Below are 24,027 nucleotides of genomic sequence, written 5' to 3'. Positions count from 1 at the left end.
AACGGTGTCCCCCTCTCTGTGAGGACACCGAGGACACCCCGATGTACAAATTCTTCTTCCAGCTGGTCTTCAAGCGGATGGACCCGGAGCGGGCGCACCACCTGGCCTTCCGCTGGATCCGTCTCGCCGCACGCATCCCCGTACTGCGCACCTTCGTCGCCGCGGCGCTCTCTCCTCGCCACAAGGAACTGCGCACCGAGGCCCTCGGCCTGCGGATGCACGGCCCCTTCGGCCTCGCTGCCGGCTTCGACAAGAACGCCGTGGCGATCGACGGCATGGCGATGCTCGGCTTCGACCACGTCGAGATCGGCACGGTCACCGGCGAGCCGCAGCCCGGCAACCCCAAGAAGCGCCTCTTCCGCCTCCTCGCGGACCGCGCGCTGATCAACCGCATGGGCTTCAACAACGAGGGCTCGGCCGCCGTGGCCGCGCGCCTGGGCGCCCGCAGGCCGGTCTTCAGGACCACGGTCGGCGTCAACATCGGCAAGACGAAGGTCGTGCCGGAGGCCGAAGCGGCCGGCGACTACGTGAAGTCCACCGAGCGCCTCGCCGCCCACGCCGACTACCTCGTCGTGAACGTCTCCTCGCCCAACACCCCCGGTCTGCGCAACCTCCAGGCCACCGAGGCGCTCCGGCCGCTGCTCGGCGCGGTGCGCGAGGCGGCCGACCGGACCGTCACCGACCGACGGGTCCCCCTGCTCGTCAAGATCGCCCCCGACCTCGCGGACGAGGACGTCGACGCGGTCGCCGATCTCGCGGTCGAGCTGGGTCTGGACGGCATCATCGCCACCAACACCACCATCGCCAGGGACGGCCTCGGTCTGAAGTCCTCGCCGTCCCTGGTCGCGGAGGCCGGCGGGCTGTCCGGTGCGCCGCTCAAGGCACGGTCCCTGGAGGTCCTGAGCCGTCTGTACGGGCGGGTGGGCGACCGGATCACCCTGGTGGGTGTCGGAGGCGTCGAGAACGCCGAGGACGCCTGGCAGCGCATCCTCGCCGGGGCCACCCTCGTCCAGGGCTACAGCGCCTTCATCTACGAGGGACCGTTCTACGCCAGGGCGATCCACAAGGGCCTGGCCGCGCGCCTGGCCGCCTCCCCGTACGCCACCCTCGCCGAAGCCGTCGGCGCAGAAACCAGGAAGGCCACCGCATGATCCCGGAACCGTTCGGCGCACGCCTGCGCCGCGCCATGGACACCCGCGGCCCGCTCTGCGTCGGCATCGACCCGCACGCCTCGCTCCTCACCGCCTGGGGCCTGACCGACGATGTCGCGGGCCTGGAGCGCTTCACGCGTACGGTCGTCGAGGCGCTGGCGGACCGGGTCGCCGTGCTCAAGCCGCAGTCCGCGTTCTTCGAGCGGTTCGGCTCGCGCGGCATCGCGGTCCTGGAGAAGGCCGTCGAGGAGGCGCGGGCGGCCGGCGCGCTCGTCCTGATGGACGCCAAGCGCGGTGACATCGGCTCCACCATGGGTGCCTACGCGGCGACCTATCTGCACCAGGACTCGCCGCTGTTCTCGGACGCGGTCACCGTCTCGCCGTACCTGGGTTTCGGTTCGCTGCGCCCGGCGCTCGACGCTGCGGTGCTCTCCGGCGCGGGCGTCTTCGTGCTGGCTCTCACCTCCAACCCGGAGGGCGCGGAGGTGCAGCGTGCCACCGCCACCGACGGCCGGCCGCTGGCCCAGCTGATGCTCGACCACATGGCCGCCGAGAACGAGGGGGCGACGCCGCTCGGCTCCGTCGGCGCGGTGGTCGGAGCCACGCTCGGCGACGCGGGCGTGGATCTCGCCATCAACGGTCCGCTGCTCGCCCCCGGAATCGGGGCCCAGGGCGCGACGCCCGCGGATCTGCCGGGGGTCTTCGGCGACGCGGTGGGCAACGTACTGCCCAGTGTGAGCCGCGGCGTACTGAGCCAGGGGCCGGACGTGGCGGGGCTGCGCGCAGCCGCCGATCGGCTCACGGACGAGGTCCGGACGGCCGTCGCGGGTGGATGACCGGACCGCGTTTACAGCGTGTTGACTGAATCCTGACCAAAAAACTCGGTTGTTATGCCTGAAATGTCCTGGTCGGCCAAGGCTGACCAGGACTTTTCGTTGGTTCTCGCTGACTCGGGCGGCCTTGGCCGCTAGTCTCCGTCGAGAGCCGACGTACACGAGTTGTCCGTCGCTCACCTGGTGTGGAGCATCCAGCTTCCTCACCGGTCCGTATCCGACAGATCGACATCCGAGGTGACGTAGGCGTGGCTCTTCCGCCCCTTACCCCTGAACAGCGCGCAGCCGCGCTCGAAAAGGCCGCCGCGGCTCGCCGGGAGCGGGCCGAGGTCAAGAATCGACTCAAGCACTCCGGCGCCTCCCTCCACGAGGTCATCAAGCAGGGCCAGGAGAACGACGTCATCGGGAAGATGAAGGTCTCCGCCCTCCTGGAGTCCCTGCCGGGCGTGGGCAAGGTCCGCGCCAAGCAGATCATGGAGCGGCTCGGCATCTCCGAGAGCCGCCGGGTCCGGGGTCTGGGCTCCAACCAGATCGCGTCCCTGGAGCGTGAGTTCGGCAGCAAGGCGGCCTGAGGTTCTCGGGCACGCCCGAGAACCTGGATAATCGCTCCATGGCTGCAACATCCCGGGGGACGTCCCCCGTACCCCCGGACGTACGTCCGCGGCTGACCGTGCTCTCCGGCCCCTCAGGGGTCGGCAAGAGCACGGTCGTCGCTCATATGCGCAAGGCCCACCCCGAGGTATGGCTCTCGGTGTCGGCAACGACCCGCAAACCGCGCCCCGGCGAGCGCAACGGTGTCCACTACTTCTTCGTGGACAACGACGAGTTCGACAAGCTGATCGCCAACGGCGAGCTGCTGGAGTGGGCCGAGTTCGCCGGCAACCGGTACGGCACGCCGCGCCGCGCCGTGCTCGACCGCCTGGAGGCGGGTGAGCCGGTGCTGCTGGAGATCGATCTCCAGGGCGCGCGGCTGGTCCGGCAGTCGATGTCGGACGCCCGGCTCGTCTTCCTGGCCCCGCCGAGCTGGGAGGAGCTGGTGCGCAGGCTCACCGGTCGGGGCACCGAGTCCGCCGAGGTGATCGAGCGCCGGCTCGCCGCCGCCCGGATCGAACTGGCCGCCGAGTCCGAGTTCGATACGACACTGGTCAACACCTCCGTCGAGGACGTGGCGCGTGAGCTGCTAGCCTTGATGTTGGATTCCTCCGGCCACCGCGCAGGCAGCGACTGACGCAGCCGGCACGGGCGGAACCACGGAGTTCCGCACTGTCAAAGGTTTCTTTGATCTTTACCCCCTTCGGAAGGCAGAGAGTGTCCTCTTCCATCACCACGCCCGAGGGCATCATCAACCCGCCGATTGATGAGCTCCTTGAGGCCACCGACTCGAAGTACAGCCTCGTGATCTACGCCGCCAAGCGCGCGCGCCAGATCAACGCGTACTACTCGCAGCTCGGTGAAGGTCTCCTGGAGTACGTCGGTCCGCTCGTCGACACCCACGTGCACGAGAAGCCGCTCTCGATCGCGCTCCGCGAGATCAACGCGGGCCTGCTCACCTCCGAGGCCATCGAGGGCCCCGCGCAGTAAGCAGGAGTTGCACCTTCACCACAGGCCCGGCGGCCGCGACCGCCGGGCCTGTGGTGTGTCCGGGGCGACAGCACCGGGCCGGGGGCGGTGAGGCAGCATGGGGGTGTTCGTATCCGAGTGCGGGGAGACGCAGTGGACAAGCCGAAGGTCGTTCTTGGGGTCAGCGGGGGCATCGCCGCGTACAAGGCGTGCGAGCTGCTGCGTCGGTTGACCGAGTCCGGTCACGACGTGAGGGTCGTCCCGACCGAGTCGGCGCTGCACTTCGTGGGGGCGGCCACCTGGTCCGCGCTCTCCGGCCACCCGGTCGCCACGGAGGTCTGGAACGACGTCCACGAGGTGCCGCACGTCAGGACCGGCCAGAGCGCCGACCTGGTCGTCGTCGCCCCCGCCACCGCTGACATGCTCGCCAAGGCCGCCCACGGTCTCGCCGACGACCTGCTCACCAACACGCTCCTCACCGCTCGCTGTCCGGTCGTCTTCGCGCCCGCCATGCACACCGAGATGTGGGAACACCCGGCCACCCGGGAGAACGTGGCCACGCTGCGCCGCCGCGGCGCCGTCGTCATCGAACCCGCCGTCGGCCGGCTGACCGGCGTCGACACCGGTAAGGGCAGGCTCCCCGACCCCGGGGAGATCTTCGAGGTCTGCCGCCGGGTGCTGACGCGCGGGCCCGCCGAACCCGATCTGGCGGGCCGGCACGTCGTGATCAGCGCGGGCGGTACGCGGGAGCCCCTCGACCCGGTGCGCTACCTCGGCAACCGCTCCTCCGGCAAGCAGGGCTACGCACTGGCGCGCACCGCGGTCGCCCGCGGTGCCCGGGTCACGCTGATCGAGGCCAACACCGGCCTGCCCGATCCGGCCGGTGCCGACGTCCGGCACGCCGGTACCGCCGTACAGCTGCGCGAAGCCGTGCTGAAGGCCGCCGCGGACGCCGATGTGGTCGTGATGGCGGCGGCGGTCGCCGACTTCCGGCCCGCCGAGTACGCGCCGGGGAAGATCAAGAAGAAGGACGGCCAGGAGCCCGCGCCCATCACGCTCGTCCGGAACCCCGACATCCTTGCCGAGGTCGCCGGTGCGCGCGCCCGGCCGGACCAGATCGTCGTCGGTTTCGCCGCCGAGACCGACAACGTCCTCGCCAACGGCCGTGAGAAGCTCCGCCGCAAGGGCTGCGATCTCCTCGTCGTCAACGAGGTCGGTGAGCGCAGGACCTTCGGCTCCGAGGAGAACGAAGCGGTGGTGCTCGCGTCCGACGGCGGCGAGACCCCGGTGCCGCACGGCCCCAAGGAGGCGTTGGCCGACACGGTCTGGGACCTCGTGTCGTCGCGCTGGGCATGAATTTCTCGTTTCGCGCCTTCGAACGGGTTGAAACCCTTGAAATATGGGGGTAAATGGCTTTCTCGGCAGGCGATTTTCGTACAGTCGCCGGCCGTGCCACAGGTCACAGAACTCCCAAAGGGCGAGACACGCTGTCCGCTGAACGAAAGCGACAGATAAACTGGTCCCGGACCGTGTCGGGCGCAGCTCCCGGCGGTCCGCCAAATGATCAGCCAGCAGCCGCTGCAACCCCAGGGAGCGATGTGTCCCGCCGCCTCTTCACCTCGGAGTCCGTCACCGAGGGCCACCCCGACAAGATCGCTGACCAGATCAGCGACACCATTCTCGACGCGCTGCTCCGTGAGGACCCCCGGTCCCGCGTCGCGGTCGAGACCTTGATCACCACCGGTCTGGTGCACGTTGCGGGTGAGGTCACGACCAAGGCCTACGCCGACATTCCGACCCTCGTGCGCAACAAGGTTCTCGAAATCGGCTACGACTCCTCCAAGAAGGGCTTCGACGGCGCCTCCTGCGGTGTCTCGGTGTCCATCGGCGCGCAGTCGCCCGACATCGCGCAGGGCGTCGACACCGCGTACGAGAAGCGGGTCGAGGGTTCCGCCGAGGGCGAGGAAGACGACGAGCTCGACAAGCAGGGCGCCGGTGACCAGGGCCTGATGTTCGGGTACGCCTGCGACGAGACGCCCGAGCTCATGCCGCTTCCGATCTACCTCGCGCACCGGCTCTCGCGCCGGCTCTCCGAGGTCCGCAAGAACGGGACCATCCCGTACCTGCGCCCGGACGGCAAGACGCAGGTCACCATCGAGTACGACGGCGACAAGGCCGTCCGTCTCGACACGGTCGTCGTCTCCTCGCAGCACGCCAGCGACATCGACCTCGACTCGCTGCTCGCGCCCGACATCCGCGAGTTCGTCGTCGAGCACGTGCTCGCGCAGCTCATCGAGGACGGCATCAAGCTGGACACCGAGGGCTACCGGCTGCTGGTCAACCCGACCGGCCGCTTCGAGATCGGCGGCCCGATGGGCGACGCCGGTCTGACCGGCCGCAAGATCATCATCGACACCTACGGCGGCATGGCCCGCCACGGCGGTGGCGCCTTCTCGGGCAAGGACCCGTCGAAGGTCGACCGCTCCGCCGCGTACGCCATGCGCTGGGTCGCCAAGAACGTCGTCGCCGCGGGTCTCGCCGCTCGTTGCGAGGTGCAGGTCGCGTACGCGATCGGCAAGGCCGAGCCCGTCGGTCTGTTCGTCGAGACGTTCGGCACCGCCGCGATCGAGACCGAGAAGATCGAGCACGCCATCGGCGAGGTCTTCGACCTCCGCCCGGCCGCGATCATCCGCGACCTCGACCTGCTCCGTCCGATCTACGCCCAGACCGCGGCGTACGGCCACTTCGGCCGCGAGCTGCCCGACTTCACGTGGGAGCGCACGGACCGCGTGGACGCGCTGCGCACGGCGGCCGGGCTGTAGGGCCGCCGCCCTCCGTCCTACGCCGGGGCCCGGACGCCGCACAGGGTGTCCGGGCCCCGGTGCGTGCGAACGCCGGTGGGTGCGACGCCGGGGCCGCTGTCAGTGGTGTCTGGTAGGAATTTGGCTGTGAGCAGCGACAACGAGCGATCCGAGGACCCCGGGCACGGGGCCCCGGAGCAGCTTGCGCTGATTCGGGAGACGGTACGGCAGGCGAAGGTGCCGCGGGCCAAGCCGCGGACCTGGCGCGGCGCCGCGCTCGCCAAGGAGCTGCCCGTCGCCCGGGTACTGGTCAACAAGGGCGCGCTCCATCTCGACCAGTACTTCGACTACGCCGTGCCCGTGGAGCTGGACGCCGACGCACAGCCCGGAGTGCGGGTGCGGGTGCGGTTCGGGGCCGGGGCGCGCCATGTCCGCGGTGGCCGGCGCGAGGGGGGCGGGCTGATCGACGGGTTCCTCGTCGAGCGGCTCGCCGAATCGGACTACGCGGGAGCCCTTGCCGCGCTCGCCTATGTCGTTTCGCCGGAACCGGTGCTGGGACCGGAGCTGCTCACCCTCGCACGGGCCGTCGCCGACCGCTACGCGGGCAGCCTCGCCGATGTGCTGCAGCTGGCTGTGCCGCCCAGGAACGGACGGGCCGAGTCCAAGCCCTCGCCCGCCCCCCTGCCACCGCTCCCCGCGCCGTCGGCGGGGAGCTGGGAGCGGTACGCGCAGGGGCCGGCGTTCCTGCGCGCGCTGGCCGGCGGCGGTGCGCCCCGGGCCGTATGGACCGCGCTGCCCGGACCGCACTGGCCCGAGGAGATCGCCAGGGCCATGGCCGCGACGCTCGCCTCCGGGCGCGGCGCACTCGTCGTCGTGCCGGACGGCCGGACCGCGGGGCGGGTGGACGCCGCGCTCACCGGACTGCTCGGTGAGGGACGTCACGCACTGCTGACCGCCGACTCCGGACCGGAGAAGCGATACCGGGAGTGGCTCGCCGTGCGGCGAGGCTCCGTGCGGGCCGTCGTCGGGACGAGGGCCGCGATGTTCGCGCCCGTCGCCGATCTCGGCCTGGTCGCCGTCTGGGACGACGGGGACTCCAGCCACAGCGACGACCACGCCCCCTTCCCGCACGTCCGCGAGGTGCTCGAACTACGGGCGGCGCACGGCCGGTGTGCATTCCTGCTCGGCGGTACGAACTGCACCGTGGAGGCGGCCCAGCTGGTGGAGAGCGGCTGGGCGCTGCCGCTGCGCGCGGACCGGGAGCAGCTACGGATCGCGGCGCCGCTGGTGAGGACGGTCGGTGACGGGGAGCTGGCGCGGGACGAGGCCGCGAGGACGGCCCGGCTGCCCAGCCTGGCCTGGCAGACGGTACGGGACGGGCTGCGCAGCGGTCCCGTCCTGATCCAGGTGCCGCGCCGCGGATACGCGCCGCGGCTGGCCTGTGAGCGCTGCCGGGAACCTGCTCGGTGCCGGCACTGCGCCGGACCGCTGCAGGCACCGGACCAGCGGGATCTCAACTGTGCCTGGTGCGGGCGGGCCGAGACCGCCTGGCACTGTGTCGCCTGCGGTTCCGGTCGGCTGCGGGCGCAGATCGTCGGTGCCCGCCGGACCGCCGAGGAGCTGGGCCGGGCGTTCCCTGCCGTGCCGGTACGGACGTCGGGCCGCGATCACATCCTGGATTCGGTGCCACAGGCGCCGGCGCTGGTGGTCAGCACGCCGGGTGCCGAACCCGTCGCCGAGGGCGGCTACGCGGCGGCGCTGCTGCTGGACGGCTGGGCGATGGTCGGGCGCCCCGACCTGCGGGCGGGTGAGGAGGCGCTGCGCCGCTGGACGGCCGCGGCCTCGCTGGTACGGGGACAGCCGGAGGGCGGCACGGTGGTGATCGTCGCCGAGCCGACGCTGCGGCCGGTGCAGGCCCTGGTGCGCTGGGACCCGGTCGGACACGCCCGCCGCGAGCTGGCGGAGCGCGCCGAGCTCGGCTTTCCGCCGGTGTCCCGGATGGCCGCGGTGACGGGCTCGCCGGACGCGCTCGCCGCGTTTCTCACAGCCGCGGAACTGCCGCCGGAGACCGAGGTGCTCGGCCCGGTCCCGGTGCCCGGCGCCGAACCCGGCAGGCCCCGTCGGTCCGGCGACGCACCGCCGGGGGAGTCCTGGGAGCGGGCGCTGCTCAGAGTGCCTCCGGGGAACGGGGCGGCGCTCGCGGCCGCGTTGAAGGCGGCGCAGGCGGCGCGGTTGTCCCGGGGCAGTGGTGAACAGGTCCGGATCAGGGTGGATCCGCCGGACATCGGGTGACGGCGAGGTGCTGCCGGGCGCGGATCGACCGGAGGGACCGGGCGCGGAGACGCGGCTGCCCCGCCGTGCGTCGGGCGCGGCGGGGCAGGGATGGGGTGGTCAGCCGTTGCGTGGGCCGGGGAAGACCCCGGGGCGCAGGTCCTCGCGCAGTGACGGACGGTCCGCCGACGGCTGCGGGGGCATGGAGCGTGCGGCGGGCACGACGGGCAGGCCCGACGGGTTGGTGGGGCCGGGCGCGGCGGGCAGGGGGCGCGGCACCGCGGTCTCCGCTACGGCCTCCGCCGCCCCCGGCTGACGGGCGTTGCGGCGAGCGCCGTAGCGGCGGTGCACCGCCTGCTTGGTGACTCCGAGCGCGGAGCCCACCGCGTCCCAGGAGAAGCCCAGCGAGCGGTCGAAATCCACCGCCGCGGTGACCAGGGTCTCGACGCTGTCGCGCAGTTCCTGTGCCAGCCTGACAGTGGGGGCCGGGGCCCTGCCGTAGACGACGAAGCCCGTGGACGGGCCGGAGCGGCGCGGACGGTAGACGTTGCCCAGTTGGGCGGTGAGCGTGCGCAGCGCGTCCACCTGCCGCCGGACCCGCTCGATGTCCCGCACCAACAGGTGCAGGCTGGCCCGCGCTTGAGCGTCGTGGGTTGCGTGGTCGGCCATGAAGAAGCCTCTCGAACCGGCGTTGAAAGGGATCGGGCCGCTCCGTGGCGGCTCGCTTCGGTCAATCTCTCTTGACCAACGCGGCAGCCGGGGATCTGGTCACGCTGGAGGGGCGCGTGCGCATGTCCAAGGGGCGCGCAGTGATGCGTACGCCCCCCGGTCGCCTGGCCCATAGACTTGTGCGTTGCTCGTCACCGTTACGTTTCGGCCTGAGAGGCAGTCAGCCACCCATGAAGCTCGTCTTCGCAGGCACCCCCGAGGTAGCCGTACCCGCCCTGGACGCACTGATCGCCTCCGACCGGCACGAGGTGGCCGCCGTCGTCACCCGGCCCGACGCCCCCGCCGGGCGAGGCCGCCGCCTGGTGGCCAGCCCCGTCGCCGAGCGCGCCGAGGAGGCCGGGGTCGAGGTGCTCAAGCCCGTCCGGCCGCGCGACGAGGACTTCCTGGCGCGGCTGCGGGAGATCGCCCCGGACTGCTGTCCGGTCGTCGCCTACGGGGCACTGCTGCCCAAGGTCGCGCTCGACGTACCCGCCCACGGCTGGGTCAACCTCCACTTCTCGCTGCTGCCCGCCTGGCGCGGCGCGGCCCCCGTGCAGCACTCGATCATGGCCGGGGACGAGGTGACCGGTGCGTCGACCTTCCTGATCGAGGAGGGGCTCGACTCCGGCCCGGTGTACGGCGTCCTCACCGAAGAGGTACGGCCCACCGACACCAGCGGTGATCTGCTCACCCGGCTGGCGTTCGCCGGTGCCGGGCTGCTCGTCGCGACCATGGACGGCATCGAGGCCGGCACGCTGCACGCCGTGCCGCAGTCCGCTGGGGGAGTCACCCTCGCACCGAAGATCACCGTGGAGGACGCCCAGGTGCAGTGGTCCGCCCCTGCCCTGCGGGTCGACCGCGTGGTGCGCGGCTGCACGCCCGCTCCCGGTGCGTGGACGGTGTTCCGGGGGGAACGGCTGAAGCTGATCCAGGCGGTGCCCGTGCTGGACCGCGCGGATCTGGCGCCCGGCGAGCTGTCCGCAGCCAAGAACAATGTGTACGTGGGCACCGGGTCGCACGCCGTCGAGCTGCTCTGGGTGCAGCCGCAGGGCAAGAAGCCGATGCGGGCCGCCGACTGGGCCCGCGGGGTGCGGATCGTCCACGGCGAGCTGCTGGGGAGCTAGGGCCTCTCGTCCGGATCCTGCCGGGCTCGCGTGGCCCGGTGCCATGACCTGAGAGGTCTGCCGGGCCTCGCGAGCCGGTGGACCTTTCCGGTCGTAGCACCGGGAAACCGGGGGACGGGGCGGCGACGTAGGCTTGGAGAGTTCGTCCTCTCATCATCAGCGGAGCACCTTTCACGTGAACGACCAGCAGCGTCACCGTCCCGCCAAGCCGCATCGCCGTCCCAAGAAGGACCCCGTCCGGTTCCTCGCCTTCGAAGCGCTCAGGGCCGTCGACGAACGTGACGCGTATGCCAACCTCGTACTTCCTCCGCTCCTGAAGAAGGCCCGCGCCAAGGGCGACTTCGACAACCGGGACGCGGCGCTGGCGACCGAGCTGGTCTACGGGACGCTGCGTCGGCAGGGGACGTACGACGCGATCGTCGCGGCCTGCATCGACCGGCCGCTGCGCGAGGTCGACCCGCCGGTCCTCGATGTGCTCAACATGGGTGTGCACCAGCTGCTCGGCACCCGTATCCCCACCCATGCCGCGGTCTCCGCCAGCGTGGAACTGGCCCGGGTGGTGCTCGGCGAGGGCCGGGCCAAGTTCGTCAACGCCGTCCTGCGGAAGGTCTCCGCGGACGACCTCGACGGCTGGGTCGCGCGCGTCGCCCCGGCCTACGACGAGGACGCCGAGGACCACCTCGCCGTCGTGCACTCGCATCCGCGGTGGGTCGTGTCCGCCCTCTGGGACGCGCTGGGCGGCGGCCGTGCCGGGATCGAGGACCTCCTCGAAGCGGACAACGAAAGGCCGGAGGTCACCCTGGTGGCCCGCCCCGGCCGCGCCACCACCGACGAGCTGCTCACCGCTCTCGGCGACGAGAACGGCCTGCCCGGCCGCTGGTCTCCCTACGCGGTACGGATGGCGGAGGGCGGCGAGCCCGGTGCCCTGACGGCCGTGCGGGAGAGCCGCGCCGGGGTCCAGGACGAGGGCAGCCAGCTGGTGGCCGCCGCCCTGGCCGCCGCGCCGGTGGAGGGCAGCGACACCTGGTGGCTCGACGGGTGTGCGGGGCCCGGCGGCAAGGCCGCCCTCCTCGGGGCGCTCGCCGCCGAACGCGGCGCCGCCCTGCTCGCCGCCGAGAAGCAGCCGCACCGGGCCCGCCTCGTCGAGCGCGCGCTGGCCGGCAACCCCGGCCCGTACCAGGTGATCACCGCCGACGGCACCCGCCCGCCGTGGCGGCCGGGCAGCTTCGACCGGGTCCTGATGGATGTGCCGTGCTCGGGCCTCGGCGCGCTGCGCCGCCGCCCGGAGGCCCGGTGGCGTCGGCGCCCGGAGGATCTGGAGAGCTTCGCCCCGCTGCAGCGTGGTCTGCTGCGCGAGGCCATGACGGCGGTACGGGTCGGCGGCGTCGTCGGCTACGCGACCTGTTCCCCGCATCTCGCTGAGACCCGGGTCGTCGTCGAGGACGTGCTCAAGGGGCGCGGCGGGCGGCCGGTCGAGGCGGAGTGGATCGACGCCCGCCCGCTGATGCCGGGAGTGCCCGCGCTGGGCGACGGTCCCGACGTCCAGTTGTGGCCACATCTGCACGGCACGGACGCGATGTACCTGGCGCTGCTGCGGCGTACCGGCTGAGCCCGGCCGTCGTGCGGACGGGAAGGTCGACGGGTACCGGGCCCGGTAGGCGACGCGTGTGGTTGAGTTCCAACCCGTGGTGCCGTGACGTACCTCCCCGGAGCTCGTACCCCTGCCTGCGCATCCGTGGGGCGGCGGCGGCCACTGACCTGTTGACCGCCACCTGCCCCACCGTGACCTACTCCTCCTGCCCCACCACGTCCGCAGGCAGGGCGAGCTGAACGAGCATCGTCTTGCGGCGTGCGACGCGCAGTGCGCGGCCCGGGGGAAGGATGCGGGGCTTGACGCTGTCGAAGACGTACCCCTCGGAGGGCGGGCAGGACATCATCAGGCCGGGGGAGTTGACCTCCTGGAGCTTGCGCATCAGGGGGTCGAGGCGGGACGCGCCGGTCGAGGCCCGAGCGACGACGACGTGCAGGCCGACCTCGAAGCCGAGGGGCAGGTGCGGCAGGAGCGGGTCGAAGGGGCTGTTGAACGCGGAGGCGACCATCTCGTAGTCGTCGATCAGGACGAACAGCCGCGGGCCCGTCCACCAGTCCGCGCGCCGCATCCGCGCAGGTGAGATGGATTCGTCGGGCGCGCGGACGGCCATCGCGCGGGCCACTCCGTCGACGAGTTCGCGCAGCTGGTCGGCTGCCACCGCGTGGCCCAGGCGGTACTCCTCGGGCACCGCTTCGACGAGTTCGCGCCGGTAGTCGACGACGAGGATGCGCGCCTCGTCGGGGGTGTGGGTGGCGACGATCTGCTGGGCGATCAGGCGCAGGGCACTGGTCTTGCCGCTCTCGGTGTCGCCGATCAGCATCAGGTGCGGGCTCTGCGCGAAGTCGTGTGAGACCGGGGCGAGTTCGGCCTCGTCGAGACCGAGGGGGATCAGCAACGGCCGCTCCACGGGCGGGAGCTCGGCCGCCGTGAAACGGACCGGGAGCATGCGGACCGGCGGGGCGGGCGGCGCGTCCCAGTTCTCGGCGACGGCCTCCACCAGATCGGCCAGTGCGTCGGTGAGGTCCTCCGCGTCCTCACCGCCGTCGATGCGCGGTAGTGCGGTGAGGAAGTGCAGCTTGTCGGCGCTCAGGCCGCGGCCGGGCACCGCGGGAACGGAACCCGCCTTGCGGATGTCGATCGCGGAGTCCATCGGGTCGCCCATCCGCAGCTCCAGACGGTTGCCGACCTGGTCGCGCAGGGCCGCGGAGAGTTCCACCCAGCGGGACGTGCTGATCATCAGATGGATGCCGTAATTGAGCCCGCGGGTGGCGAGGCCGTTGAAGACGGCGACGTCGTCGAACATGTCGCTGCGCACCGTGGACCAGCCGTCCACGACGAGGAACACGTCGCCGAAGGGTTCGTCCGGGTACTGTCCGGCCGCCCGCCGCTTGCGGTAGGTGGCCATCGAGTCGATGCCCTGCTCCTGGAAGAACATCTCGCGCCGGTTGAGCAGCGAGGTGACCTCGGCGAGGGTGCGCGAGATACGTTCCCGGTCGAGGCGGCCCGCGACGCCGCCGACGTGCGGCAGCGCGGCGAGCCCGGCGAGCGCACCACCGCCGAAGTCCAGGCAGTAGAACTGGACTTCGCGTGGGGTGTGGGTGAGGGCGAGCGCGGTGATGAGGGTGCGCAGCAGGGTGCTCTTGCCGCTCTGCGGACCGCCCGCGACGGCGACGTGGCCGCCCGCGCCGGCGAGGTCCACGGTGAGCAGGTCGCGTACCTGCTCGAAGGGCTTGTCGACGATCCCGACCGGCACCCGCAGCTTGCCCCGGTCGGGTGAGCCGGCCGTGGTGAGACCGAAGTCGGGGTCCGGTACCAGCGGCGGCAGCAGTGCGTCCAGGCCCGGCGGGGCGTCCAGCGGGGGCAGCCACACCTGGTGTCCGGGTGGTCCGCTGTCGCGCAGGCGGTCCAGGGCGAGCGCGAACAGCGTCTCGGTGGAGTCCGGGTCCGGGGCGGTCGCCGGGTCCGGGTCGGGGGACGCGGGCAGGGTGCGGGGGATCACCCAGCCGGTGCCCCACGGCACCACCTGGCGTGCGATCTGAGCCTGTTGGACGCTTCCGCGCTTGGGCTTGTACGTGCCGGACACGTACGCGGCGCGGAACCGGGTGAGGGCCTCGACGCCGCTCTTGAGATAGCCGCTGCCGGGGGTGGGCGGCAGGTGGTAGGCGTCGGGAACGCCGAGGACGCCGCGGCTTTCGATGGCGGAGAAGGTCCGCAGGCCGATGCGGTAGGAGAGGTGGGACTCCAACTGGTGCATGCGGCCCTCCTCCAACCGCTGTGATGCCAGCAGGAGATGGACGCCGAGCGAGCGGCCGAGGCGGCCGATCATCACGAAGAGGTCCATGAAGTCACGGTGAGCGGCGAGGAGTTCGGAGAATTCGTCGACGACGATGAAGAGGGAGGGGAGCGGGGCCAGCGGGGTCCCGGACGCGCGTGCCTTCTCGTACTCCAGAACCGAGGAGTAGTTCCCCGCGCGCCGGAGCAGTTCCTGGCGGCGCATCAGTTCGCCGTGCAAGGCATCCTGCATGCGGCCGACGAGTGGGGTCTCCTCTGCGAGGTTGGTGATGACCGCGGAGGTGTGCGGCAGGGAGTCCATGCCGAGGAAGGTCGCGCCGCCCTTGAAGTCGACCAGGACGAAATTCAGGGTTTCCGAGGAGTGGGTGAGGGCGAGGCCCAGGACCAGGGTGCGCAGCAGTTCGCTCTTGCCGGAACCGGTGGCGCCGATGAGCATGCCGTGCGGGCCCATGCCGCCCTGCGCGGACTCCTTGATATCGAGTTCGACGGGCGTGCCGTCCTCGCCGACGGCGATCGGCACCCGCAGCCGCTCCCGGCTCTCCAGCGGGCGGTTGAACAGCCGGGCCGGGTCGTGGTGGCGCAGGTCGGTGATGCCGAGCAGGGTGGTGAGTTCGGTGTCGGTGGCGAAGGGCTCGGCGGACACCGCGCCGCCGCCGAGACGGTACGGGGCGAGGCGTGCGGCCAGGGTGCGGGCGGTCATCGGGCCGAGCGCGTCCGGTGTGCCCAGCAGCTGCGACTGCTCCTTGCGCTCGCGGTCGGTGCGCACCAGGTGGAGGCCGTCGTCCTGCACACGCAACCGCAGGGTGCCGCGCGCGGGCTTCCAGGCGAAGGACTGCGACAGGTCGACGACGACGGTGTTGCGGTAGCCGGGGCCCTCCAGCCGGTGCCCGCCGGGGACGATGCCGCCGTCCACGACGATCACGGTGAACGGCTCTTCGCGGCCGGGCGCGGTCTCCGGGTCGAACGGCGGGCGTTCGGTGAAGTCCGCGCCGAGCAGTTCCTCCAGCTCGACGAGTCCGGAGGCGGCGGCACGGGCCTGTCCGGCACCGTCGCGCTGGTACGGGTGCTGCGCGTGCGGCAGCCACTTCACCCAATCCCACTCCGGGCGCCGGGCATCCGACACGCACAGCGCGACGGTCAGCTCCTCTGGGGCGTGGAAGGCCGTGAGTTGGGCGATCAGCGCCCGGGTCAGGGCGCGCGCCCCGACCTCGTCGCCGTGTACCAGCACTCGCGACCAAGCCCGCAGGTACAGGGCGATGGGCTGGTCGGGGACGGTGGCGTAGGCGCGGATGAAGCTGCGCAGCGCGTGCGAGGAGAGCGGTTCGAGATCCTCGACGGGCTTGGTGGACAGCGGCGCGAGCCGGGTGCCGAGCTTCTGGTCGCCGACGGCGACGCGTACCTCCGCGAAGTCCTCGTCGGCCGGGCGGCGTTCCCACTGCCTGCTGGTGCCGGTGAGCCCCCACAGGGCGGCCGGATCGGGATGCCGCCAGGCCTGGGCCTTCTGCTGGGCAGCGACGGTGCGTCGGATCTTGCGCCGGGTCTGCGCCAAGTAGCGCAGGTAGTCGCGGCGCTCGCCCTTGAGTTTGCGCTTGCGGTCTCCCGCGCTGCGTATCAGCTGGCCGACGATCATCGCGACGGACGACAGCAGCATCAGACCTATCGCCATGTAACTGAACGCGGTCGCCTGTCCGGGCCGGATGAACATCATCAGCATCGCGAGCGACGTGAGGCCCATCGGGAGGTACATCCACATGGCGGACGTGTTCGGTTCCGCCTCCGGCAAGGTGGGCGGCTCCTGGAGGCTCAGCTCGCCGTCCGGCATGTCGGGGCCGCGTCGGCGGGCGGGGCGGCGGAACAGAACTGTGCTCACGCGGGGGGTCTCCTCGGGCTGGTCGCGCCGGAAGTGGGCGCATGCCTGGGCAAGGCGGGAAAAAGGTGCGCGCGGGAGGCGTTTGCGACCTGACGTGTGATCAAAGGTAGTGTGCGGTGCTCGACTTCGGTATTCCGGCCCCTCGGAGAGGTGTGGCCCCGCCGCCATGACAGACATATCCGGCCCCGGCCTGTGCCGACTCACGGTCAGAACCCCGGAACGGCTCATCGACCTCGCGGTCCCCGCGGACGTTCCGGTAGCCGATCTGCTGCCCACCCTGCTCGATCACGCGGGCGACGGCCTCGCGGAGAAGGGCATCGAACACGGCGGCTGGGTCCTGCAACGCCTGGGGGAGAAGCCCCTCGACGAGGAGAGCACCCCGGACGCGCTGTCGCTGCGCGACGGCGAAACGCTTTTCCTGCGCCCCCGCACCGAGGCGCTGCCCCCGGTCCACTTCGACGACCTGGTCGACGGGGTGGCTTCCACGATGCGCGAGCGCCCGCACGGCTGGGCGACCCGCACCAGCCGCTGGCTGCTGCGCGGCACCGCCGTGGTGCTGCTGGCGGCGGGCCTGCTGGTGCTGGCTCTGCCGGGCGGCTCCGCGTCCGTACGGTCCGCCGTCGCGGCGGGCACCGCCGTGCTGGTGCTGTTCGGGGCCGCCTCGGCGAGCCGGGCGGTCGGTGACTCGGCGGCGGGCGCCGCCCTCGGCGTACTCGTCCCGCCGTACCTGGCGCTGGCCGGTGCGCTGCTGCCCACCGGCGACCCGGGCCCGCAGCTGATGGGCGCCCGCCTGCTGGCCGGGTCCGCGGCGGCGGCCGGTGGCGCGGTCCTCGCGGTGGCCGCCGCCGCCGCGTTCGTACCGCTGTTGCTGTGTGCGGCGGTCGTCGCGATCGCGGGCGCGGTGTGGGGCGTGCTGATGCTGATCACGGACGTGCCCGCCGCGCACGCGGCGAGCATCGTCGCCGTTCTCGCCGTCGTCTTCGGCGGCATGGTGCCCGGAATGTCCTTCCGGCTGTCCGGGCTGCGGCTGCCCGCCCTGCCCACCAACGCCGAACAGCTGCAGGAGGGCATCGAACCCCACCCCCACCAGCAGGTGGTGACCCGCACCGCCCTCGCCGAGGAGTGGATGACCGCCCTGTACGCGGCGACCGGCCTGATCTGCGCGGGCGTCCTCACCGCCCTCGTTCTGGACCGCCCGGAGACCGCGTCCCTGGTGACCTCGGCCGTCCTGTCCGTACTTCTGCTGCTGCACGCACGCGGCATCGGCAACGTGTGGCAACGACCCGCCGTCCTCCTGCCCGGCCTGTACGGACTCGTCCTCATGGTCGTACAGGCGGCGCGCGCCCTGCCCGCCGAGCAGCGCCCGGCCCTGCTCGGCGCGCTCCTCGCGGTCGCCGCGATGGCCGCGATCGCGTCGTGGACGGTGCCCGGCCGCCGCATGCTGCCGCACTGGGGACGGGCCGCCGACATCCTGCACACTCTGTCCGCCGTCGCGTTGATCCCGCTGTCGCTGTGGGTGCTGGGCGTCTACGGCGCGCTGCGCACTGTGGCCGGCTGAGAAGGGGGGGCGGGCACATGCAGTCCAGGAAGGACCAGGTCCAGGCCCACATGTTCGTCATGGGGCGGCTCACCAGCGGCATGCTGCGGAGCGATCCCGACTCCCCGGAGAGCCCGGTGGGCCGCACCAACCGGGGCATGGCGTGGGGCATCGGCCTCGGAGTCGTCCTCGTCGTCGGTTTCCTGTTGTTCGGGATGATCTCCCCGGCCGGGTCGAAGACCTGGCGGCAGGAGTCCGCGCTGATCGTGCAGAAGGACACCGGCACCCGTTACCTCTACCTCGACGGCAAGCTGCGCCCGGTGCGCAACTACGCCTCGGCGAAGCTGATCGCCGCCGACAAGCTCAAGCCGGTGACGGTGTCGGGCAGTTCCCTCACCGGCGAACAGCACGGCACCCCCGTCGGCATCCCCGGCGCCCCCGACGCCCTGCCGGGTCTCGGTGATCTGGAGCGCGGCGCGTGGCAGGTCTGCGCCGACGAGCCGGAACGCACCGGCCCCGACGGCACCGGTCGGGAGCCCGTCACCTCCCTGCGCGTCGGCTTCCCCACCGACGGCGCGTCCCTCGGACCCGACCGGGCGGTCCTCGTCCAGGGGCCGGACGGGCGGCGGTACGCCCTGTGGGGTGACCACCGGCTGCGACTGGGCGCACACGGCGCGGCCGAGGCGCTCGGCTACTCGGGCGCGGTGCCGGTCCGGGTCTCGGCGGCGTTCCTCGACAGCGTCCCGGCGGGCCCGGACCTGACTCCGCCGGAGGTCGAGGGCCGGGGCGACGCCGGGCCCCGGATCGGCGGCCGCCCCAGCCGCGCCGGCCAGGTGTACGAACTGGCCTCACCCGGCGCCGCACCGCAGCGCTTCCTGCTGGAGAAGGCCGGACTGCGCGCACTGAGCACCCCCGGCGCGGCGCTCGTCCTCGCCGACGACCGTACGGCCAAGCTCGCCTACCCCGGCGCGCCCCCAGCCGCCATCGCGCTCACCGCCGACCAGCTGGCACAGCATCAGGCCCCGGCGGCCGAGGCTGCCAAGGACCCCGGCGGCTGGCCGTCCCATACCCCCGCGGTACGGGACCCCGGCGCCGCGTCGGTGTGCGTGCAGGTCCAGCCGGACGGGGCCGCGCCGCGGGTCCGGCTCGCGCTGCTGACGGGCGCCGAACGGGTGGACGCCCCGGCTTCCGGGCCGGAGGTGGCCCGGCCGTGCCTGGCGGTGGACGGAGTGGCGGTACGCCCCGGAGGCGGCGCCCTCGTACAGGCGCTGGGCGCGGGCGGCACGGTGATCGGCACGACGACCTACCTGGTCACGGACGTGGGCGTGAAGTACCGGCTGCCCGACGCCGATTCCGTCGGCCGTCTCGGCCTGAAGGGCGGCCACGCGCAGGCGGTGCCGTCGCGGCTGCTGGACATGCTGCCGACGGGACCGGTGCTGGACGCGGCTGCGGCGAGGGGCGAACAGCAGCCTTCGGCGGCTGCGTCGGTCCTGGCGAAGAAGTCCTGCTGAAGAAGGCCGCCGGTGTGCCTCGGATGGCGTCCTGACGACACCTGATCATCCGTCAATTACTGCTCCCCGAGGGTCGGAAGATCAAGACAGTCTCAGATTTCACCTCGGAACATTGCCTGTGTCACATGGGCATCCTTAGCATCAGAGATTCAGGCGTCCATGCCGCAGAAGGGAACCTCTCTCATGTCAACTCCTCCGTCCCCCACCGGTCTTCAGACTTCCTCCCAGGCCGAGAATCAGAAGGGCTATACCGCCCTCAGCATGGCCAAGTCGGGCATCCAGCAGTCCCAGCAGGACGTGCAGACCACCATGTCGGGCCTGATGGCCGCGTACGGAGGGCAGGACGGCGGCGCCTTCCAGAAACTGCTCTCGGAGTGGAGCGGGCAGGTGGACATCATCACCAAGAACATCGCCGAGATGATGCACAAGCTGGAGGAGACCGGGGTCCAGCAGAGCAATGTCCAGCAGCAGAACACGGACAGCATTCTCAGCAGTAACACGTCGAACGACATCTTCAGCCAGCTGACCTGACCGTTCGGCCCGTACGGACCGTCGCCTTCTTCTCCCCTCTCCTCCCTCTTCTTCCGCAAGGAGTAAGACATGTCCACCCCTCCCGCCGGATACGACCCCAGCAACAAGACGGACGGCATCATCCACGTCGAGTACAAGCACGTGGACCAGGCCGCCGAGGACATGCAGCTCCAGACGCAGCGCATCAAGAGTCTCGTCACCGCCCTCAACGAGGAGCTGCAGGGACTGCACGGCGCGTGGCAGGGCGCGGACGCCGCGACCTACGCGAAGATCCAGCAGACCTGGAACTCCGCGACGGAGCAGCTCGGCACCGTGCTGGCGAGGCATGGCAGCACCCTCAGCAACATCTCGGACCTGTACCGCAAGCACGAGAACCGCAGCGCGGCGGACTGGGGCGGCATCAACATCGGCCGCTGAGCGGTCCGTCGTCCCTTTCCCGTCCCTGCTGATTGCGAGAAGTCATGGCGACCGACCTGTCGCATCTGGACACGACCACGCTCCAGGCATTCCTCGACACCGATGTGCAGAGCTTCCTCGACCTCCTGGCCGCGCTCAAGCTGGACGGGGCCGTGACCACCGGCGACACGACCGACTTCCACGGCGTCGCGGCCATGCAGTACCTGGCCGCGCAGTTCGCCGATCCCTCGCACGGATACAGCAACGCGGTGCTGAAGCTCGGCAAGCTGGCGACGGCGGAGGGGAAGGCCGAAGGTCCGCTCACCGCGCTGCCGCTCCTGGAATACCTGAAGAAGGCGTCGTCGGCGCTCGCCACGGTCGAGGACAACCAGGAGACTCTCTTCACGGATATCCGGGACAACCTGAAGACCGTCCTCGACGACATGAAGAAGACGCAGAAGGACAGTCTGGAAGACATCGAGAGCCAGCAGTTCCTCAATGACCTGCACAACGTGGAGACGGATCTGACGCCGGCGCAGACGCAGTAGATCCGATCCCGCCACTCGTCCCCTCAGGGCTGCCCCGTAATCCCTGGCGAGCGCGCGACGACAGCTACGGCACCTCCCCGCGTTGCCGGAACATCCCGGTACACCCAGTACCGGGAAGCTCCTCCGCCTCGCGATGCACCGCATCCGGACGCTGTGTGCTGATCCGCCAAGGAGCACGGGACAACCCTTACCCCGTCACCACAGAAGGAGAGCCGAACCACCCATGGTCGATTCGAGTTGGGAATCAGTCGTCAAGCAGCTCACCGGCTTCGACGGCGGTACCCGGATCAATGTCGCCGCCGTGGGTGGTGCGGACGAAAAGACGGGCGACGGCAGTGAGTGGATGATCATCGACATCAGCCACGGGAGCGGCTACCGCGACACGACCCCCGCAGTGGACACCCCCGGGGCCAAGCTCGGTCGGACCATCAAGTTCTACGGCACCAGTTCCAGTTCCACCTCCAGCAGCCCGGAAAACGTCCAGGTCTACACAGTGAAGCTGTCCCTTCCCTGGAGTTCGTCGAACGGTGCGGACTGGAGCGACAACGGGAACGCCGGCGCTTTCGACTGGGGTTATGGGCAGGCGTTGACGAAACTGGTGACGGATCACACCACCTCCGGGTTCGGGGACGGGTACACCCCCTCCCGGACAGTCGCTGAAGCCGACGCGCTGGACCTGCGGACCTTCGCCCCCACGGCGAAGGCGTTCGACCGGGTCACCGAGTACTTCCGCACGCAGGCTCCGATACTCGAACAGTGGGTGAAGGACCTCGAAGGGGAGTACTCCGCCTATCGCGGCACCGGCGCCGATGTGTTCCGGGATCTGATCGACGCCGTGAGCGTCGGGTACAAGGACTTCCTCCGGATCATCTCGGCGGCCAGTCCGTCGGGGGGAGAGCCGTCCGTGGGCGATTCCACATACCATTCGGATTCCGCGGTCGGCGACAAGCTGCTCGAAGCCGAGCGGGCGATCCACGCGGCCGCCACCAGCTTGAAAACCGCGTGGACGACATGGGTGGACACCGGCATGTGGCTGGGGACCGCTCACCTCGACAAGCTGCTCGATGAGGTGGCGACCTGGCTGAACGAGAACAACATCAGCAAGATGAAGCAGACAAATCCTGGTGTCTCGCAAACCGGAGACGGCTTCCTGAAAACGCATCCCACCTACGGCGATCTCACCAAGTCGGAGAGCTGGAAGCAGATATCCAGGACGGCTTACACCCAGTGGAGCGCCACCCTCTCCGCCCTCGACACCGCCGCGAACAAGGCCATGCTGGATCTCAACCAGGCCATGTTGAAGGCGAATTCGACCACCTCATTCACCTTCAAGGCCGGCGTCTCCAGCCTCAAGGAGGCCAATGCCGCCGACGAGGCCGCCAGGGCCAAGGCCGACGCCGAGAAGGAAAAGGAGGATGCCAAGAAGGAGCTGGAGAAGCAGAAGGAGGATGCGAAGAAGGACCTGGATGATCTGAAGAACGGCGGCAACGACAAAACCAACGACATCAAGCCTCCCTCGCTGGATCCGAACAAGACCGGAGGAAACGAGTTCGGCAACATCGGTGGCGGTGGCGGTGGCGGTGGTGGCGGTGGTGGCGGTGACGGCATCGGCGGGGGCGACGGGACGAAGTCCCCCACCACCGGCCGGATTCCCCCGCTCGATCTCAACGGCACCAGCGGCAACGGCAACTCCGGCCTCGACGGCGTCATCAAGAATCCCGACGGCTCCGTCTCCGTCAAGAACCCGGACGGCTCGACCACCACCACCTACCCGGACGGCCACCAGGAGAAAACTCCTCCCGGCATCCTGCCCCCGGTTCTCAAGCCCAATACGGGCGGCGGTTGGGGCACGGGTGGCGGCAGCCACACTCCCGTCAAGACGGTCAAGGGTCCCGACGGCAGCACGACCTCGTACAACAGTGACGGTTCACGCACCATCACGCACAAGGACGGCACGACCACCACGGTCAACCCCGACGGGACGTCCGTCACGACCAACCCCGACGGCTCCAAGACCGTCCTGAACAAGGACGGCAGCGAGACCGTCACCTACCAGGACGGTACGAAGACCACCATCCGGCCCGACGGCTCGACGGTCACCCAGTACCCGGACGGCACGTCCACCAAGTTCGCCTCGAACGGCACCCTCACCTCCACCGACGCCCAGGGCCACAGCACCGTCACCCACCCGCAGCCCGGCGCGACCGTGCACAACCCGGACGGCTCCACCACGGTGTACGGGAAGGACGGCTCGACCACGACGACCTTCCCGGACGGCACCAAGACCTCCGTCACGGCGAACGGGACCGTCACCACTGTCGACCCCGACGGCACGAAAACCGTCTCCCACCTGGGCAAGGGGACGTCCTCGATCCAGTACGCCGACGGTTCTGTCGCGCAGGTCGGCCCGGACGGCACCGTCTCGACGACGTACAAGGACGGCAGCACCACCAAGCTGGGCCCGGACGGCACCTACACCAAGGTGGACACGGACGGGCACAAGACGACCGAGCACCTGAACACCCTGGGCGGCGGCAACACCCCGCAGACCACGCACCACCCGGATGGCTCGTCGACCACGAAGTACCCGGACGGCACCGTCGACAAGCAGCTCAAGGGCGGCGGCCACCAGATCACCTACCCGGACGGGCGGACGGTCACCACCGACGCGTACGGCCGCATGACCGGCGGCAGCGGAGGCGCCGGGGGCGGCGGTGGGCTGGGGCCCAACCCCACGTCCGGGAAATCCGGCGGCACGAGGGGCAACTACGACTACTACGACTATCCGGACAGCAAGAAGGCGAACTCACCCCTCAGCGGCGGTGGTTACGGCGGCTCGGGTGGCGGCGGTGGCCAGCTCCCCCCGCTGGGCCCGAACCCCCTTGGTGGGCAGGGCCTCACCCCGGGCGGCGGCCTGGGCGCCGCCGGAGCGGGCGCGGCCCTGGGCGGCGAGCGCACCCGCTCCATGGCCATGGGCGAGGCGGCCGGAGCGCGCAGTCGCTCCGCGCAACTTGCCTCTGAAGAAGCAGCGTTGGCGGCACGCCGCCCCAACACCACCTCGGGCAGCGGCATGCCGATGATGCCCCCGGGGGGCGGCGGCATGGGAGGCATGGGCGGCAACACCCAGAGCGACGAGCGCGAGCGCTCCACCTGGGTGAGTGAGGACGAGGACACCTGGGGTACGGACGAGGGCGGCGTGACGGCCGCCATCGGCCGATGACTCGTGCATCGGGCAACTCTTATGCATGACAAGGAAGCCCGCATGACAAGGCAATTCGGATGAAGCACACGAAGGCGGTGGGA

18 protein-coding genes are annotated in these 24,027 nt (G+C 70.9%); 16 read left to right on the top strand and 2 right to left on the bottom strand.

Annotated features, from left to right (window positions below; translation table 11 throughout):
- Positions 1 to 41 precede the first annotated feature (41 nt).
- The 8 genes from ACZ68L_RS04475 (at position 42) to ACZ68L_RS04440 (ending at position 8,637) form a co-directional block, all read left to right on the top strand.
- Positions 42 to 1,151 carry a quinone-dependent dihydroorotate dehydrogenase gene (locus tag ACZ68L_RS04475; RefSeq protein WP_469574124.1) on the top strand — a complete coding sequence of 370 codons (1,110 nt, stop codon included), beginning with the start codon at positions 42 to 44 and terminating at the stop codon, positions 1,149 to 1,151.
- A complete protein-coding gene (gene pyrF / locus ACZ68L_RS04470) occupies positions 1,148 to 1,987 on the top strand; it encodes an orotidine-5'-phosphate decarboxylase (protein WP_469574123.1) in 840 nt (279 codons plus the stop codon). Before ACZ68L_RS04475 ends, pyrF begins: the two co-directional genes overlap by 4 nt.
- A gap of 245 nt (positions 1,988 to 2,232) precedes the next feature.
- Positions 2,233 to 2,556, top strand: coding sequence for an integration host factor (locus tag ACZ68L_RS04465; protein WP_099197641.1), 324 nt, complete (start codon positions 2,233 to 2,235; stop codon positions 2,554 to 2,556).
- Positions 2,557 to 2,594: 38 nt separating this feature from the next.
- Positions 2,595 to 3,212: a guanylate kinase gene (gene gmk, locus ACZ68L_RS04460; protein WP_391740140.1), complete on the top strand. Its 618-nt coding sequence runs from the start codon at positions 2,595 to 2,597 to the stop codon at positions 3,210 to 3,212.
- Between the two features lie 80 nt (positions 3,213 to 3,292).
- The gene (gene rpoZ, locus ACZ68L_RS04455; RefSeq protein WP_003970369.1) at positions 3,293 to 3,565 is read left to right on the top strand and encodes a DNA-directed RNA polymerase subunit omega; all 273 of its coding nucleotides are present in this window, start codon (positions 3,293 to 3,295) and stop codon (positions 3,563 to 3,565) included.
- A 132-nt stretch (positions 3,566 to 3,697) separates the two neighbouring features.
- Positions 3,698 to 4,900 (top strand): bifunctional phosphopantothenoylcysteine decarboxylase/phosphopantothenate--cysteine ligase CoaBC, encoded by a 1,203-nt coding sequence (gene coaBC, locus ACZ68L_RS04450; protein ID WP_469574121.1) that lies wholly within the window; start codon positions 3,698 to 3,700, stop codon positions 4,898 to 4,900.
- Between the two features lie 242 nt (positions 4,901 to 5,142).
- Complete coding sequence (gene metK / locus ACZ68L_RS04445) at positions 5,143 to 6,366, top strand: methionine adenosyltransferase (RefSeq protein ID WP_469574120.1); 1,224 nt, start codon at positions 5,143 to 5,145, stop codon at positions 6,364 to 6,366.
- Between the two features lie 126 nt (positions 6,367 to 6,492).
- A complete protein-coding gene (locus ACZ68L_RS04440) occupies positions 6,493 to 8,637 on the top strand; it encodes a primosomal protein N' (protein WP_469574118.1) in 2,145 nt (714 codons plus the stop codon).
- Positions 8,638 to 8,736: 99 nt separating this feature from the next.
- On the opposite strand, the gene ACZ68L_RS04435 is transcribed toward ACZ68L_RS04440, so the two are convergent.
- Entirely contained in the window at positions 8,737 to 9,285 is a 549-nt protein-coding gene (locus ACZ68L_RS04435; protein ID WP_469574117.1) for a hypothetical protein, read from the bottom strand.
- Positions 9,286 to 9,515: 230 nt separating this feature from the next.
- Here ACZ68L_RS04435 and fmt point away from each other — a divergent pair, with 230 nt between their 5' ends.
- On the top strand, positions 9,516 to 10,448 hold the full coding sequence (gene fmt / locus ACZ68L_RS04430; protein WP_469574115.1) for a methionyl-tRNA formyltransferase: 933 nt from the start codon (positions 9,516 to 9,518) through the stop codon (positions 10,446 to 10,448).
- A 175-nt stretch (positions 10,449 to 10,623) separates the two neighbouring features.
- Positions 10,624 to 12,057, top strand: coding sequence for an RsmB/NOP family class I SAM-dependent RNA methyltransferase (locus tag ACZ68L_RS04425; RefSeq protein WP_469574113.1), 1,434 nt, complete (start codon positions 10,624 to 10,626; stop codon positions 12,055 to 12,057).
- A gap of 178 nt (positions 12,058 to 12,235) precedes the next feature.
- Here ACZ68L_RS04425 and eccCa read toward each other — a convergent pair whose 3' ends face one another.
- Positions 12,236 to 16,201 carry a type VII secretion protein EccCa gene (gene eccCa, locus ACZ68L_RS04420; protein WP_469574112.1) on the bottom strand — a complete coding sequence of 1,322 codons (3,966 nt, stop codon included), beginning with the start codon at positions 16,199 to 16,201 and terminating at the stop codon, positions 12,236 to 12,238.
- Between the two features lie 166 nt (positions 16,202 to 16,367).
- Between eccCa and eccD the strand changes: the two genes are divergently transcribed.
- The 6 genes from eccD (at position 16,368) to ACZ68L_RS04390 (ending at position 23,944) form a co-directional block, all read left to right on the top strand.
- Positions 16,368 to 17,759 carry a type VII secretion integral membrane protein EccD gene (eccD, locus tag ACZ68L_RS04415; RefSeq protein WP_469574111.1) on the top strand — a complete coding sequence of 464 codons (1,392 nt, stop codon included), beginning with the start codon at positions 16,368 to 16,370 and terminating at the stop codon, positions 17,757 to 17,759.
- 17 nt (positions 17,760 to 17,776) lie between these two features.
- Complete coding sequence (eccB, locus tag ACZ68L_RS04410) at positions 17,777 to 19,249, top strand: type VII secretion protein EccB (RefSeq protein ID WP_469574109.1); 1,473 nt, start codon at positions 17,777 to 17,779, stop codon at positions 19,247 to 19,249.
- A 183-nt stretch (positions 19,250 to 19,432) separates the two neighbouring features.
- Positions 19,433 to 19,780 (top strand): hypothetical protein, encoded by a 348-nt coding sequence (locus tag ACZ68L_RS04405; RefSeq protein WP_469574108.1) that lies wholly within the window; start codon positions 19,433 to 19,435, stop codon positions 19,778 to 19,780.
- Positions 19,781 to 19,849: 69 nt separating this feature from the next.
- Complete coding sequence (locus ACZ68L_RS04400) at positions 19,850 to 20,197, top strand: WXG100 family type VII secretion target (protein ID WP_469574106.1); 348 nt, start codon at positions 19,850 to 19,852, stop codon at positions 20,195 to 20,197.
- A 44-nt stretch (positions 20,198 to 20,241) separates the two neighbouring features.
- A complete protein-coding gene (locus tag ACZ68L_RS04395) occupies positions 20,242 to 20,724 on the top strand; it encodes a type VII secretion system-associated protein (RefSeq protein WP_469574105.1) in 483 nt (160 codons plus the stop codon).
- A 223-nt stretch (positions 20,725 to 20,947) separates the two neighbouring features.
- Positions 20,948 to 23,944: an AAWKG family protein gene (locus tag ACZ68L_RS04390; protein WP_469574103.1), complete on the top strand. Its 2,997-nt coding sequence runs from the start codon at positions 20,948 to 20,950 to the stop codon at positions 23,942 to 23,944.
- The last annotated feature ends 83 nt before the right edge of the window (positions 23,945 to 24,027 follow it).

The organism is Streptomyces sp. NPDC104309 (assembly GCF_055584025.1).
This window is presented reverse-complemented; position numbering and strand designations above follow the sequence as displayed.

Excerpts from the sequence above, each read along its gene's own strand:
- ACZ68L_RS04475 (WP_469574124.1), top strand. The coding sequence starts at position 42 with ATGTACAAATTCTTCTTCCAGCTGGTCTTCAAGCGGATGGACCCGGAG.
- pyrF (WP_469574123.1), top strand. The coding sequence starts at position 1,148 with ATGATCCCGGAACCGTTCGGCGCACGCCTGCGCCGCGCCATGGACACC.
- gmk (WP_391740140.1), top strand. The coding sequence starts at position 2,595 with ATGGCTGCAACATCCCGGGGGACGTCCCCCGTACCCCCGGACGTACGT.
- ACZ68L_RS04435 (WP_469574117.1), bottom strand. The coding sequence starts at position 9,285 with ATGGCCGACCACGCAACCCACGACGCTCAAGCGCGGGCCAGCCTGCAC.
- fmt (WP_469574115.1), top strand. The coding sequence starts at position 9,516 with ATGAAGCTCGTCTTCGCAGGCACCCCCGAGGTAGCCGTACCCGCCCTG.
- eccD (WP_469574111.1), top strand. The coding sequence starts at position 16,368 with ATGACAGACATATCCGGCCCCGGCCTGTGCCGACTCACGGTCAGAACC.
- eccB (WP_469574109.1), top strand. The coding sequence starts at position 17,777 with ATGCAGTCCAGGAAGGACCAGGTCCAGGCCCACATGTTCGTCATGGGG.
- ACZ68L_RS04405 (WP_469574108.1), top strand. The coding sequence starts at position 19,433 with ATGTCAACTCCTCCGTCCCCCACCGGTCTTCAGACTTCCTCCCAGGCC.
- ACZ68L_RS04400 (WP_469574106.1), top strand. The coding sequence starts at position 19,850 with ATGTCCACCCCTCCCGCCGGATACGACCCCAGCAACAAGACGGACGGC.
- ACZ68L_RS04395 (WP_469574105.1), top strand. The coding sequence starts at position 20,242 with ATGGCGACCGACCTGTCGCATCTGGACACGACCACGCTCCAGGCATTC.
- ACZ68L_RS04390 (WP_469574103.1), top strand. The coding sequence starts at position 20,948 with ATGGTCGATTCGAGTTGGGAATCAGTCGTCAAGCAGCTCACCGGCTTC.